Source organism: Paenibacillus massiliensis 2301065 = DSM 16942 (genome assembly GCF_000377505.1).
GTDB classification, from domain to species: domain Bacteria; phylum Bacillota; class Bacilli; order Paenibacillales; family Paenibacillaceae; genus Paenibacillus; species Paenibacillus massiliensis.
In genome coordinates this window covers 1-14,200 of sequence record NZ_KB898205.1, presented here as the reverse complement: position 1 = coordinate 14,200, position 14,200 = coordinate 1, and the positions used below count along the sequence as shown (strand labels likewise).

Below are 14,200 nucleotides of genomic sequence, written 5' to 3'. Positions count from 1 at the left end.
GTAGTTGAGTGTTACTTACGTATTTGATGAACGATCAAGACACAAGGCCACAAGGGACCGCATTTCTCTCTGGAGAAAATGTGGTCTTTTTTCTCCTATTTTGTTCTAGTATCTTCCATTCGTTCATAGAGTTGAAGTATGAGAGATTCCCTGGTAGGGCTTAAATGGGAAGAAGGAGGACATCCCTGAGATGAGCAAATATCAAATCTGGAACGTTGCACAATGGAAGAGTACAGGGTTGAGAATCTTGAGTATGGGGCAGACGCTGATTGCGCTAATGGTTGGTACAGCCGTGCTATTTGTGCTGCTAGGTCTCGGAGGACTGGTGGAGCAGCGCATTCAATCCTCTCCCGTCTCGTCTATGAAAGGCTTTGCGTCGTCAGTTCCTTCTGATTTTTTTGCAGATATGCTAGGTATGGAGATTCCCCATCTAAGTGCAGATAAAAAGGTATCCGTCCTGTCTGGAGAGCAAGTAAGCACATTTGCATTTCAATTGCTGACCGGTGTAAATCCACAGGATCCCAAAAGCCTTATTGCCAGGGAGATTCCTGGAATGGCTTCAGGCAATCCGGTCCTGCTGCGCTCCGGCTCAGGGAATCTGCAGGTGGAGGCACCGGAGGATTATCAGCCAGATCCGGGCTTGGTCGATTCGTCACATGCTGAGGATGCTGAAGCTGCTGGTCCTGATGGAGGTGGTTCAGGTGCTGGCGATGGTGGTCCAGAAGGCACGGGCGGAGGTACAGAGGGTGCAGATGGATCAGGCCCAGTCAAGAACCCTTCATCTATTGACTCTAGCAAGACAAAGGACCCTGTAACGAAAGAAGTACTAATCTACCATTCTCATCCGCGAGAAGCGTACAACCCACTGCTTAGCTCAGCAAGTACGAATCCGAACTCCTCCTCCCCTAAGGCCACAGTAAACAGAGTGGGAGACTATGTAGCCAAAAGGCTGGAGCGGCAAGGGGTTGGTACGTTCCATGCTCAGGAGGATTATGTGACGACAATCCAGGATTACAACTGGAATTATTCTTATAAATATTCACGCCAGACCGTGAAGGAAGCGATGAGCATGAATAAGCAGCTTACTTATCTGATTGACATCCATCGTGATTCACAGCGCCATGCCAAGACTACTGCGACGATTAATGGCACGGGATATGCCAAGCTCTATTTTATCATCGGTCATGACAATAAGAACTGGCGGCAAAATGAAGCATTTGCCAATCGTATACATGCGAAGCTCGAACAAAAGTATCCGGGCCTCTCACGAGGAATCTGGGGCAAGGATAAAGGGGGAGGGAATAACGGCGAATATAATCAATCCCTGTCCCCCAATGGCATCCTGGTGGAGGTTGGTGGCATTGATAACAATGATGAAGAGCTAAAGCGCACATCCGAGGTGCTGGCCGATGCGATTGCAGAAGTGTATTGGGAGGATCAGGCCGCGGTGAAAGCGAGCGAGCCTCTTCCAGAGGCGCCTGGAACAGACAAACATTAACGAGCAGATAGATATAGAGCGGATAATATTAGGTTCATGACTTAACCTCATGGCTTGGAATCATAAGCTGAAATTCATCAGCATATTTACACTATGTCAAGTGAGGTTGTTCAAAAACAAGCAAAGTTATGTTGGGAGGAAATAATCATGGCTCGCTTCAGAACCAAGGCTATCGTATTTACCTGTCTGGTTGGCATGGGCATGCTGCTCGGGATGCAATTGGCTGGATCGGGGATGCGCACGGTATACGGACCTACATGGGACCAGCCAGAGTCTGCTCGGGAACAAGGTACCATGAGTCAGACAGTGATCACCCAGACAGCTCCAAACGCAACGGAAGCAGCACGGGGGCAGTCGCAGCCGATAACGCAGACGACGGAGCAATCATTGGCGATGCAACCACAGGTACCGATTAAGCAGACGATAGCTGAAGCGAGCCTAACAGAGGAGAAGGCTGTTCCACTCGTTCCTGCCACGAAGAGCAAGCAAGCCTCGGTTGATGTCATGGCGGATAAGACCGCAGGCCTCCTGCAAAAGCTGTCCAAGAAAGGAATTCATCTGGTCGTCTCCATGTTCGAAGGAGTGACGGAATAGAAGCCTTGAGCTGTTCATATTGAAGCCTTACTCTTCAACTGGTATAATGAAGCGATTGACACTAGGTGGTGTGGGGGTAAGGCATGACAGACATTTTGGCAAGACAGCAGAAAATACGAAACTTTTGTATCATTGCACATATAGACCATGGAAAATCAACCTTGGCGGACCGTATTCTTGAGTATACGGGTGCTCTGACCTCTCGTGAAATGCAGGAACAGGTGCTCGACCAGATGGATCTGGAGCGCGAACGCGGCATCACAATCAAGCTGCAGGCGGTACGTCTAACTTATAAGGCAGATAACGGAGAGGAATATATCCTGAATCTGATCGATACACCAGGACACGTCGATTTTACGTATGAGGTATCCCGTAGCCTTGCGGCTTGTGAGGGTGCTCTGCTCGTAGTTGATGCGGCTCAGGGGATCGAGGCTCAGACGCTCGCAAATGTGTATCTGGCGTTGGATAATGATCTAGAGATTCTGCCAGTCATTAACAAGATTGACCTCCCTAGTGCGGACCCTGACCGGGTAAAGCAGGAAGTTGAGGACGTTATTGGCCTCGATACGAGCGAGGCAGTTCTGGCATCTGCTAAGGCAGGGATTGGGATCAAGGAGATTCTGGAGCAAGTTGTAAAGTCAATCCCTGCTCCGCAAGGGAATCCTGATGCACCGCTGAAGGCGTTGATCTTTGACTCACACTATGACCCGTACAAGGGTGTAATTGTGTATGTGCGGGTAGTTGATGGAAAGATTAAAGCGGGTTCCAAGATTAAAATGATGGCAACGGACAAAACCTTCGAAGTTATTGAGGTCGGTGCCTTCAAGCCACGTATGAGTATTGTGGACGAGCTGAATGTCGGTGATGTTGGCTTCATCGTGGCTGGAATCAAGCATGTTGGTGATACGCGTGTCGGGGATACGGTCACCGATGCCAAGAATCCGGCTATCGAGCCGATGCCAGGCTACCGTAAGATCAATCCGATGGTGTATTGCGGATTGTATCCAATCGAGACCTCAGACTACAATGATTTGCGTGAAGCGTTGGAGAAGCTGCAGTTGAATGATGCTTCCCTGAGCTTTGAGCCAGAGACCTCCAGCGCCCTGGGCTTCGGCTTCCGCTGTGGCTTCCTTGGCCTCCTGCATATGGATGTCATTCAGGAGCGGATCGAACGGGAATTCAATATTCCTCTTATTACGACGGCACCGAGCGTTATCTATCGAATTCAATTGACGGACGGCTCGATGATTCAGATTGATAATCCTTCGAATTATCCAGAGATTGGGCGTATTGATTATGTTGAGGAGCCGTACGTGAAGGCGGGAATCATCGTTCCTAACGATTATGTTGGAACAGTTATGGAGCTGTGTCAGTCCAAGCGTGGTGAGTATGTGAACATGGAGTACCTGGATACAACTCGTGTTACGATCACATACGAGATTCCACTATCCGAGATCGTCTACGATTTCTTTGATCAGCTGAAATCAAGCACGAAGGGGTACGCTTCCTTTGACTATGAGCTATCAGGCTATCGCCAGTCCAATCTGGTCAAAATGGACATCCTCCTGAATGGAGAGCAAGTGGATGCGTTGTCCTTCATTGTGCACCGTGAACGTGCATATCATCGCGGACGCATTATTTGTGAGAAGTTGCGTGAGCTCATTCCACGTCAGATGTTCGAAGTGCCGATTCAGGCTTCTGTGGGTACGAAGGTTGTTGCCCGGGAGACGGTTAAGGCGATGCGGAAGAACGTACTTGCCAAGTGTTATGGTGGTGACATCTCCCGTAAGCGTAAGCTGCTTGAGAAGCAGAAGGAAGGCAAGAAGCGGATGAAGCAGGTCGGTAATGTAGAGGTACCTCAGGAAGCCTTCATGGCCGTACTGAAAATTGATGAGTAGCCAATATACCAAGGGAAAGCCTTCAGGCTTTCCCTTTCCAAATATACGGGCCGATTCTTGATTGGCGGAGTCTGGTTCAGCAGGAGTGAACAATATGTCAGCTTTTGAACAGGGACAGCATGCGTCTGCACCGCAGGCCGTGTATATTCATATCCCTTTTTGCACGAATAAATGTTTTTACTGTGATTTCAATTCCTACGTCCTGAAGGACCAGCCTGTCATGGATTATCTGCGAGCGCTGGAGCGCGAAATGGAGCAGACGGTACAACTGCACCCGCCAGGGACCATCAAGACCATCTTCGTAGGTGGCGGCACACCGACGGTGCTTACACCTAGCGAGATGGATTATTTCTTGAAATCGGTTCGGACTTATTTCCCGAATTGGGCCGAGGATATTGAATTCTCTATGGAGGCTAACCCGGGTACTACAGACCTGGAGAAGCTCGGAGTCATGAAGGAAGGCGGTGTAAACCGTGTCAGCTTCGGGGTGCAGGCATTCCAGAATCAGCTGCTATCAGGTATAGGACGTATTCATAATACGGATGATGTCTACCGCAGTCTTGAGAATGCCCAGAAGGTCGGCTTGAACAATCTGTCCATTGATCTCATGTTCGGCCTGCCGAATCAGACGGTGGATATGCTGGACGAAAGTGTGACCAAGGCTCTTGAGCTTGGCCTGCCACATTATTCGATCTACAGCCTCAAGGTGGAGGAGAATACCCTCTTCCATACGCTCTTTCAGAAGAACCAACTACCGCTCCCGCATGAGGATGACGAGCTCCAGATGTATCAGCTGCTTATGGATCGGATGAAGGCAGCCGGATACATGCAGTATGAGATCAGTAATTTTGCCAAGCCAGGCTATGAGAGCAGACATAACATGACATATTGGCGCAATGAGCCATATTATGGTCTGGGAGCTGGTGCGCATGGTTATGCGGCAGGCCTGCGTCATATCAACATTAAGGGAGTTAATGCCTATAATGAAGCTGCAATGCAGCGGCTGCCACGACTGGATAGCGTCGATATTGATATGGAAGAGGCTATGGAGGATTTCATGATGGTGGGCCTGAGGATGCATGAAGGAGCTTCAATAAGTCGTTTTCAGCAACAATTTGGTCAATCCATGGATGAGGTGTTCTCTGCTTCCCTCCAAAAAATGCTGCAAAGAGGTCTGCTGGAGCCGATTACAGACGGATACCGCCTGAGCGCACAGGGCATCCTTTTTGGCAATGATGTATTTGCTGAGTTCATCGGTGCTGCCTCCAAGACGCAGAGCGTATAATTAAACAGATTATATAGAAGTATGCGAAATGGATTAACTGGAATTCAGTCTGCCGAGAGTACTGCCACATGCTTATGCCATGTGCGTGTAAAGGCAGGTGTATTGGGCTGTAAGGTGCTGCATAACCTTCATAGCTTGATGTTGTATGGATTCAAAAAAACATCTAATTCCTCGCTTGCAATTCTATACGTCATGTTGTATATTTATTCGTATCTTACAGCAGGCGTCAGGAGGAGAGCGGATGTCATCGGTGTGCAAGCAGGTCATATGTCGGAGTGCGGTTCCCGAGGATGTGGAACCTTTATATCAGATGATTAGCGGATATGCAGAGCGAGGAATTATGCTTCCGCGATCACGGGAGGTACTACATCGTCAACTTGAACACTTCGTGGTGGCCGAGGTTGATGGCGAAGTGGTTGGCTGTGGGTCTCTTTGCCGACTGGGCACAGATCTGGTGGAAATTCGCTCGCTTGGTATATCCGAAGGCCATAAGGGAATGGGCATCGGCTCCAAGATTGTGGATCAGCTTATCGTCGAGGCGAAGAAGCAGGGGATTCCCAAGATTATGGCTCTGACCTACGAGGTGTCTTTCTTCATTAAGAACGGGTTCGCGGTAGTGACGAAGGATATCTTTCCTGAAAAAGTGTGGACCGATTGCATCCATTGCAGCAAGCAGCATGCTTGTGATGAAATAGCTGTACTCAAAGTACTGAACTGACTTGACAACAATCAGGTCGGTTTGGTATTTTTGTATTATCGCTTAGCACTCAAGTTGAGTGAGTGCTAATGATTATGGATGATTGTGGATGCAGATATTGTATTTGGTTTGAAGAAAATACATTACATCATTTGGACAGCAAGGGAGGAACTCGCATGTTGACCGAGCGTCAAAGGTTAATACTAAATGCTATAGTTGACGACTATATTCGTTCGGCTGAGCCGGTGGGGTCCCGCAGCATATCCAAGAGAGAAGATGTCGGCTTCAGCCCGGCAACCATCCGCAACGAGATGTCGGACCTGGAAGAGCAGGGCTATCTGGAACAGCCCCATACCTCTGCCGGACGGATTCCTTCACATAAGGGATATCGCTATTATGTGGATCATCTGGTGCCGCTCAGCAAGCTTGCATCTGCAGAGATGAGAGAGCTGAAGGCTTTTTATGCACAAAAACTAAATGCTATGGAGCAGGTTATCCAGCATGCATCCAATGTTCTGTCGCATATGACGAACTACACTTCCATCCTGCTGGGACCGGAGGTTTTTCATACTTCGTTGCGCCATTTTCAGCTGTTGCCCCTTAATGAGGATTCAGCGGTGGCCATTATCGTGACTAACACTGGCCAAGTGGAGAATAAGACGATCTCGATACCGGAGGGTGTGTCCTTCTCGGATATGCAAAATATCGTCAACATGCTGAACGCCAAGCTGGCGGGCGCGCCCATTTACCAGTTGAAGACACGAATGCACACAGTGCTCGGCCAGGAGATGGAGCGTCATATCTCCCAGATCGAGAACGTCATTGATGTGCTGGATAAGACACTTGAGAACGAGAGTGATCAGCGTCTATATCTGAGTGGTGCCACGAATATGCTGACACAGCCTGAATTCAGGGATGTAGACAAGGTGAAGGATATTCTGGATTTACTGGAGGAGACTCCTACGCTCCTGAAAATGATGACCCCTGTCATGGGTGCTCCAGACATTCAGGTGCGAATTGGCACGGAGAATCATCACGAGGCCTTTTCCAATTGTAGCCTCATTACGGCTACCTATGCTATAGATGGGGAAGCTCTTGGCACGATTGGCATTCTGGGCCCGACACGGATGGAATATGCCAGAGTCATTAATATTCTGGGTATACTCTCCAAGGATCTTACCCATATGTTGAGTCAACGCTTCAAATGACAGTAACCGTACAATGATTGAATTCTTACTCGCAGCAATTGATCGAAGGAGGTGAAACATCTTGAAAGACAATCAAACGTTTCAAGGGGAAGAGGCAGTGAATACTGAGGAGCAAGCTTCTGCAACTGCTGCAGAAACGGTTAACGAAGATGTGCAAGCACAAGAGCAGGAAGCCGCTCAACAAGAGGAGCCTGCAGCTGAGACAGCTGGCGCAGAGAGTCGTCTAGCCGCCGAACTGGAAGAGCAGCAGCAACGTCTCCTTCGTACGCAAGCGGATTTCGACAACTTCCGCCGCCGTACCCAGAAGGAGAAGGAAGAGCTTGCGAAGTACGCATCTATGAAGCTGGTTACCGAGTTGGTACCGGTCCTAGACAATTTTGAGCGTGCACTGGCTAGTGCTCCGCAATCCGATGAAGGAGAATCCTTCACGAAGGGTGTAAGTATGATCTTCCGTCAACTGGAGAGCGTCCTCACAGCAGAGGGTGTACGTGCGATGGAGGCTGTAGGGCAGCCATTTAATCCAGAGTTTCATCAGGCCATCATGCAGGTCGAAAGTGATGAGCATGAGGAAGGCATTGTTGTTGAAGAGGTACAGAAGGGCTACATGCTGAAGGATAAAGTACTTCGCCCTGCGATGGTGAAGGTTAGCATGTAATACTTACTTGATTCCATAGATGAATTACAAAACTACGGTCAGAAGACCAATGGTACTTATAGAAGGAGGATATTCTTGTGAGTAAAGTAATCGGTATTGACTTGGGAACTACCAACTCTTGTGTAGCTGTCATGGAAGGCGGCGAGGCAGTCGTTATTCCAAATCCGGAAGGCGCCCGCACAACTCCCTCGGTAGTTGGCTTTAAGAAGGACGGCGAGCGGATCGTAGGTGAGACTGCAAAGCGTCAGGCGATCACCAACCCAGACCGTACAATTAGCTCCATCAAGCGTCACATGGGTTCCAACCATAAGGAGAAGATTGAAGACAAAGAGTATTCTCCACAAGAAATCTCCGCAATGATTCTGCAAAAGCTGAAGGCTGATGCGGAAGCATATTTGGGTCAGACAGTAACCCAAGCGGTTATTACTGTACCAGCTTATTTCAATGACAGTCAGCGTCAAGCAACAAAAGATGCAGGCAAGATCGCTGGTCTCGAAGTATTGCGGATCGTCAATGAGCCTACAGCAGCTGCATTGGCATACGGTATGGAGAAATCCGAAGATCAGACTATCCTGGTATATGACCTGGGTGGCGGTACGTTTGACGTATCTATTCTCGAGCTTGGAGATGGCTTCTTCGAAGTTAAGGCGACCAGTGGTGACAACCAACTGGGTGGAGATGACTTTGACCAAGTAATCATCGACTACCTCGTAAGTGAATTTAAAAAGGATCAAGGTATTGATCTGAGCAAGGATAAAGCAGCTGTCCAACGTCTGAAGGATGCTGCTGAGAAAGCGAAGAAGGAATTGTCCGGAGTACTCACGACAACGATCTCTTTGCCGTTCATTACAGTAGTAGACGGCGTGCCACAGCACTTGGAGCTGAGCCTTACTCGTGCGAAATTCGAAGAGCTGTCCGCGAATCTTGTTGAGCGCACACTAGGCCCTACTCGTCAAGCATTGAGCGATTCCGGCTTGAATGCTAGTGAGATCGACAAGATCGTTCTGGTTGGTGGTTCCACTCGTATTCCTGCTGTGCAAGAGGCAATCAAGAAGCTGACAGGTAAAGAGCCACATAAAGGCGTTAACCCGGATGAGGTTGTAGCTCTGGGTGCGGCTGTTCAAGCTGGCGTATTGACTGGTGACGTTAAGGATGTTGTCCTGCTCGACGTGACACCTCTGTCCCTTGGTATCGAGACTGCAGGCGGCGTATTCACGAAGATGATTGACCGCAATACAACAATCCCTACAAGCAAGTCTCAGGTGTTCTCTACTTATGCGGACAACCAGCCAAGCGTAGAGATTCATGTCCTGCAAGGTGAGCGCGAGATGGCTGCTGGCAATAAGACTCTGGGTCGCTTCCAATTGGGAGACATCCCTCCAGCACCACGTGGTGTTCCGCAGATTGAAGTTACCTTCGATCTCGATGCCAACGGTATTGTGAACGTATCTGCAACGGATAAGGGAACAGGCAAGAGCCAAAAAATCACGATTACTTCTTCCAGCGGTCTGAGCGACGAGGAAGTTGAACGCATGATGAAGGATGCCGAGTTGCATGCGGAAGAAGACAAGAAGCGCAAGGAGCTTGTTGAGGCGAAGAACTCCGCAGACCAATTGATCTATCAAGTAGACAAGACAGTCAAGGATCTTGGCGATAAGGTCGATGCTTCCGAGATCGAGAAGGCAAATGCAGCCAAAGACAAGCTGCAAAAAACACTCGAAACCGACAATGTTGACGACATCAAGGCTGCAACAGAAGAATTGACAGAAATCGTGCAACAGCTGTCCGTGAAGCTCTATGAGCAAGCAGCACAAGCACAGCAAGCTGCTGAGGGTGGCGCATCCTCCGAAGGTGCTGCTCGCGATAATGTCGTAGACGCAGACTATGAAGTCGTTAATGATGATCAGGATAAGAAGTAAGCTACAATTAAAAAATGGCATGATGAACAAAAGGGCGTGAGCGTTAACTTCACAGGAAGCTCGTGAACACATACAATTGTCGCATCATGCCGAATGCATAAATATAACGTGCTGAGCAGCCATGTCATGATGGAAAGGTCAAAGCCGGGACCTCCCGTGCTTTGACTTTGCTTTTTCCATGCCATACATGGGTTAGCCAATCAGTGCGTTAGGATGGGGGTGGAATGTTGGCTGACAAGCGTGATTACTATGAGGTGCTTGGTGTAAATAAAAGCGCCGGCGAGGACGAAATCAAAAAAGCGTACCGCAAGCTGGCCCGTCAATATCATCCTGATGTCAACAAAGCACCGGATGCCGAGAATAAGTTCAAGGAAGTCAAGGAAGCCTATGATGTGCTTAGCGATGGTCAGAAGCGAGCGCGCTATGATCAATACGGGCATGTAGATCCTAACCAGGGAATGGGCGGCGGATTTTCTGGCGGTGGTGATTTTGGTGGCTTCGGGGATATCTTCGATATGTTCTTCGGTGGCAACGGCGGTGGTCGTCGTGACCCGAACGCACCACAGCGGGGAAATGATCTGCAGTACAACATGACGATTGAATTTAAGGAAGCCGTCTTCGGCAAGGAGACAGATATTACGATCCCTAGAACCGAAAGCTGTGATACCTGTCATGGCTCAGGTGCGAAGCCGGGAACTCATCCTGAGACGTGCTCGGTCTGCCGTGGCACAGGACAGGAAGAGGTTGTGCAAAACACGCCGTTCGGTCGCATGGTGAATCGTCGTGCTTGCTCCAACTGTAGCGGCACAGGCAAGATCATCAAAGACAAATGCTCGACATGCAGCGGCAGCGGTAAAGTCCGTAAGCAACGCACTATACATGTTCGCATTCCTGCGGGAGTAGACGACGGTGCACAGCTACGTATGACAGGTGAAGGGGAAGGCGGATTGCGTGGTGGCCCAGCTGGTGACCTGTATATCGTTATTCGCGTAAAATCGCATGATTTCTTCGAGCGAGAGGGCGACGATATATACTGTGAGATTCCGTTGACTTTTGCCCAGGCGGCGCTCGGGGATGAGATCGAGATTCCGACGCTGACGGAGAAGGTCAAGCTTAAGGTTCCTGCCGGAACACAGACTGGAACGTACTTCCGCTTAAAGGGCAAGGGTGTGCCAAGACTCCGTGGTGTCGGTCAGGGTGACCAGCATATCAAGGTAGTCGTAGTGACACCAAGCAAGCTTAGCGATGAGCAGAAGGATCTCCTTCGTCAGTTCGGTTCCTTAAGTGGAGAGCAGACACACGAGAATGAACAATCCTTTTTTGACCGGGTGAAGCGCGCATTCCGTGGAGATTAAGGCTCGTCATTGAAGGCGATCGTTGTAGTGCTCTAAAGTACTGTTACTGTGTGTATGACTTTAATGAGTACAAATAAATAGATATGTGAATAAGCCAGATTGCTGTGATCCGTTAAAGGATGCAGTGATCTGGCTTATTGCGTTACAGCGTATAAGACAAGCATCCATGCATAAGAAACGATGCCGTGCACACCCTAAAGTGAGGCGGCAGGGGCTCAGCACTACAGAAGCTAGGACCTACGCATTCTGCAATTTTACTTCGAAAAGATTACACGCAGTATGATTGCATTTGGTGGTGCTATGCTCGCGTTGTACTAGGGCATAAATGAACTGTCGGACATTACAGGAAGAGGGATGGCTTGTGAGCGAGAAAAACATTCTAGCATACTTCAACACACCCGAACAGGCGCAGGAGGCGGCTAACAAGCTGAAGGCACTGCGAGTCGTCGATATGTCCATTGACCGGTTCAGTCGTTATCCAGGCGCAGGTATGAGCTCAGGTATTCCTGTCTTTTCCGGGAAAGTAAGTAGCCTGTCCTCTTTAACATCAGGTGCCGATTTTTACGGAAGCTCCTCATCCATTCTTGCTGCAGCTGATATTACGGCGAGCGGGATGAGTGACGGCGGCCAGGGAGGACCGACAGGGAAGGATATTTTGCTAACGGCCGTCGTCGATGAGTCCATTCATCACCAGGCATTGCAGATCGTTGAACAAGCCGGAGGCATGGTTTAGGAAAATAAAATCAGGAAAATTTACATTCCATCTCGAAGGAGGCTGCTTCATGTCCAGAAATAAACGTCATGACAGAGTACTAACCAAGACTGACAAACTGAAGAAACTACAGTCCGCGAAGAATGAGGACGTAGAATTCTCGGCAGAGCTGGCCGATCATGATGATGTCGAAGCACTTCGTCGTAGTGAGGCGGCAGACCGCAGACAGGATCGCATTATGAACAAACCTGAGCTCAGCGATCTCTAGAATGCTACAACGAGGGCTTGAAGGATTGATGAGGGACAGGGCTAGAGAGGGCTGCACCATAAGCAGTCCTCTCTTTTTTTGTGCTAGGGACAGCAAGTATAGTACAATACTATGGATGCTTGTTAAATGAGGAGGAGTAGAACTACATGTTATGGCATGAATTAACCATACATACAACAGAAGAAGCGGTGGAGATGATCTCCAACTTTTTGCATGAAGCCGGAGCTGGGGGGGTATCCATTGAAGAATCGGGGACGCTGAACAAAGAGCGTGATACTTCCTTTGGACAGTGGTACGAAAGACCGCTGAACGATATTCCTGAGGGGCAGGCTGTCATTAAGGGTTACTTCGCTGAAGAGACAGATTTGAATGATATTCAGGGAGAGCTTGTACCACGAATTGAAGAACTGAGAACATTCGATATTGATCCTGGGGAGTATCGCTTCGAGCAACAGACCGTGAATGAAGATGACTGGGCTGACGCCTGGAAGCAGTACTTTAAGCCACAGCGTGTATCAGAACGTCTGACCATTAAACCAACATGGGAGAACTACGAGCCAACTGGTAGCAACGAGCAGATTATCGAGCTGGACCCGGGTATGGCCTTCGGAACAGGGACACATCCTACCACATCTCTGTGTCTGCGTACGCTGGAGTCGGTCATCAAAGGTGGCGAAGAGGTCATTGATGTCGGTACAGGCTCCGGTATTCTATCTATCGGTGCAGTGAAGCTCGGTGCCAAGCACGTATTAGCCTTGGATCTTGATCCTGTAGCGGTGTCAAGTGCACTGGCGAATACTAGCTTGAACGGGCTGGAGAAGCAGATTACAGTTAAGGAAAGCGACCTACTGTCTGTCTTGGATGGTCAAGATCCGTCGCTTGGTGTCAAGCTCCCGGTTCAGGTTGTCGTCGCGAATATTTTGGCTGAGATCATTCTGTTGTTCATTGACGATGTGTACCAAGCGCTCGTTCCAGGCGGTGTATACATTGCTTCAGGGATCTGGAAGAACAAGGAGCAGGTCGTTGAGGAAGCGCTGGTTGCAGCTGGCTTCCAGATCGAGGATAAGCACCGGGACGAGGACTGGATTGCGTTCGTAGCGAGAAAGGGGTAATCCATGGATTTCTTGAATTCCATATTCAGGTTCTCATTGACCGAATTGCCATTCGTACTGCTGACACTCATGTTTGCATTTACGATTCACGAGTTCTCGCACGCCTATTTTGCGAATAAATTCGGAGACCCGACGGCCCGCCTCCTGGGGCGGGTATCGCTCAATCCGGCAGTGCATCTGGATGTACTAGGGACGCTACTGCTCGTTATTGCGGGCTTTGGCTGGGCAAAGCCTGTCCCGGTTAATCGCGACAACTTCAGTAATCCCCGGCTCATGGGGATCGTGGTCTCCGCTGCTGGACCGTTAAGTAACCTGTTACTGGCCTTTGTGACTACACTGCTCTATGTAGGACTTGCAGCCACTGGGCTATGGTCGACGATTAGTGAAGCTAATCCGAATGCTTTTGAGGCGATTCGCATTTTTGTTAATTATATGGTGACGCTGAATATCCTTCTGTTCCTGTTCAATCTGATTCCACTGCCACCACTGGATGGATACCGGATTCTGGAGGATGTGGCCCCTGGGCCGCTGCGTCGCCGATTGCAGCAGTTCGAGCAATACTCTATTTTTATTTTTCTGCTAATTCTGGTGCTGCCACCTGTGCGCGCCTTTACGATTGACCCACTGTATTCCATGATTAACGTGATTGCCGATCAATTTTTCAGATTTGCCATCATGTTGTTTGGAGTAGGGGGAGCCTAACGGCTCCCTTTTTTTGTTGGCGTGCCCAGAGGCACGCATTATCTAGTTGGTGAAAGTCCAACCAAGGGAGGGGCCAAGCCACCCTTGTAGCTAGGATGCTTGCGCATGGTGAAATCTGTGTGTAAAAGCGCATCGACAAAAGTACCGGTCAGAGACCGGGCGAGCGACAACCCAGGCCGCAACATCAAGTGAATCCTGCCGCGTCGTCAAAAAGGACCTGCGAAGGGGAAAAGAGGGAGCCGAGTCTCGTGACAATGGACGAAGGCCAAGGAAGCTGTGCAGAACTTGGGACAACAG

General features: G+C 49.4%; 13 protein-coding genes. All 13 read left to right on the top strand.

What is annotated here, in order from left to right; translation table 11 throughout:
- The first annotated feature begins 190 nt into the window (after positions 1–190).
- The 13 genes from D328_RS0125900 (at position 191) to D328_RS0125840 (ending at position 13,903) form a co-directional block, all read left to right on the top strand.
- Positions 191–1,498: a stage II sporulation protein P gene (locus D328_RS0125900; RefSeq protein ID WP_018887956.1), complete on the top strand. Its 1,308-nt coding sequence runs from the start codon at positions 191–193 to the stop codon at positions 1,496–1,498.
- A gap of 147 nt (positions 1,499–1,645) precedes the next feature.
- Positions 1,646–2,092 (top strand): hypothetical protein, encoded by a 447-nt coding sequence (locus tag D328_RS0125895; RefSeq protein ID WP_018887955.1) that lies wholly within the window; start codon positions 1,646–1,648, stop codon positions 2,090–2,092.
- Between the two features lie 83 nt (positions 2,093–2,175).
- On the top strand, positions 2,176–3,990 hold the full coding sequence (gene lepA / locus D328_RS0125890; RefSeq protein ID WP_018887954.1) for a translation elongation factor 4: 1,815 nt from the start codon (positions 2,176–2,178) through the stop codon (positions 3,988–3,990).
- Positions 3,991–4,084: 94 nt separating this feature from the next.
- Positions 4,085–5,275, top strand: a complete 1,191-nt coding sequence (gene hemW / locus D328_RS0125885) for a radical SAM family heme chaperone HemW (protein WP_018887953.1) — start codon at positions 4,085–4,087, stop codon at positions 5,273–5,275.
- 241 nt (positions 5,276–5,516) lie between these two features.
- A complete protein-coding gene (locus D328_RS0125880; RefSeq protein WP_018887952.1) occupies positions 5,517–5,993 on the top strand; it encodes an N-acetyltransferase in 477 nt (158 codons plus the stop codon).
- A 155-nt stretch (positions 5,994–6,148) separates the two neighbouring features.
- Positions 6,149–7,180 (top strand): heat-inducible transcriptional repressor HrcA, encoded by a 1,032-nt coding sequence (gene hrcA / locus D328_RS0125875; RefSeq protein ID WP_018887951.1) that lies wholly within the window; start codon positions 6,149–6,151, stop codon positions 7,178–7,180.
- 61 nt (positions 7,181–7,241) lie between these two features.
- Positions 7,242–7,835 carry a nucleotide exchange factor GrpE gene (gene grpE, locus D328_RS0125870; protein ID WP_018887950.1) on the top strand — a complete coding sequence of 198 codons (594 nt, stop codon included), beginning with the start codon at positions 7,242–7,244 and terminating at the stop codon, positions 7,833–7,835.
- A 77-nt stretch (positions 7,836–7,912) separates the two neighbouring features.
- On the top strand, positions 7,913–9,754 hold the full coding sequence (gene dnaK, locus D328_RS0125865; RefSeq protein WP_018887949.1) for a molecular chaperone DnaK: 1,842 nt from the start codon (positions 7,913–7,915) through the stop codon (positions 9,752–9,754).
- A gap of 227 nt (positions 9,755–9,981) precedes the next feature.
- Positions 9,982–11,109, top strand: a complete 1,128-nt coding sequence (gene dnaJ, locus D328_RS0125860) for a molecular chaperone DnaJ (protein ID WP_025681382.1) — start codon at positions 9,982–9,984, stop codon at positions 11,107–11,109.
- Between the two features lie 361 nt (positions 11,110–11,470).
- On the top strand, positions 11,471–11,842 hold the full coding sequence (locus D328_RS0125855) for a hypothetical protein (RefSeq protein WP_018887947.1): 372 nt from the start codon (positions 11,471–11,473) through the stop codon (positions 11,840–11,842).
- 49 nt (positions 11,843–11,891) lie between these two features.
- Positions 11,892–12,089, top strand: coding sequence for a YfhD family protein (locus D328_RS0125850; RefSeq protein ID WP_018887946.1), 198 nt, complete (start codon positions 11,892–11,894; stop codon positions 12,087–12,089).
- Between the two features lie 146 nt (positions 12,090–12,235).
- Entirely contained in the window at positions 12,236–13,201 is a 966-nt protein-coding gene (prmA, locus tag D328_RS0125845; protein WP_018887945.1) for a 50S ribosomal protein L11 methyltransferase, read from the top strand.
- 3 nt (positions 13,202–13,204) lie between these two features.
- Complete coding sequence (locus D328_RS0125840; RefSeq protein ID WP_018887944.1) at positions 13,205–13,903, top strand: site-2 protease family protein; 699 nt, start codon at positions 13,205–13,207, stop codon at positions 13,901–13,903.
- Positions 13,904–14,200 lie beyond the last annotated feature (297 nt).

Bases quoted from the DNA above. Each gene is read 5' to 3' on its own strand.
- D328_RS0125900 (WP_018887956.1), top strand. From the start codon at position 191: ATGAGCAAATATCAAATCTGGAACGTTGCACAATGGAAGAGTACAGGG.
- D328_RS0125895 (WP_018887955.1), top strand. From the start codon at position 1,646: ATGGCTCGCTTCAGAACCAAGGCTATCGTATTTACCTGTCTGGTTGGC.
- lepA (WP_018887954.1), top strand. From the start codon at position 2,176: ATGACAGACATTTTGGCAAGACAGCAGAAAATACGAAACTTTTGTATC.
- hemW (WP_018887953.1), top strand. From the start codon at position 4,085: ATGTCAGCTTTTGAACAGGGACAGCATGCGTCTGCACCGCAGGCCGTG.
- D328_RS0125880 (WP_018887952.1), top strand. From the start codon at position 5,517: ATGTCATCGGTGTGCAAGCAGGTCATATGTCGGAGTGCGGTTCCCGAG.
- hrcA (WP_018887951.1), top strand. From the start codon at position 6,149: ATGTTGACCGAGCGTCAAAGGTTAATACTAAATGCTATAGTTGACGAC.
- D328_RS0125850 (WP_018887946.1), top strand. From the start codon at position 11,892: ATGTCCAGAAATAAACGTCATGACAGAGTACTAACCAAGACTGACAAA.
- prmA (WP_018887945.1), top strand. From the start codon at position 12,236: ATGTTATGGCATGAATTAACCATACATACAACAGAAGAAGCGGTGGAG.
- D328_RS0125840 (WP_018887944.1), top strand. From the start codon at position 13,205: ATGGATTTCTTGAATTCCATATTCAGGTTCTCATTGACCGAATTGCCA.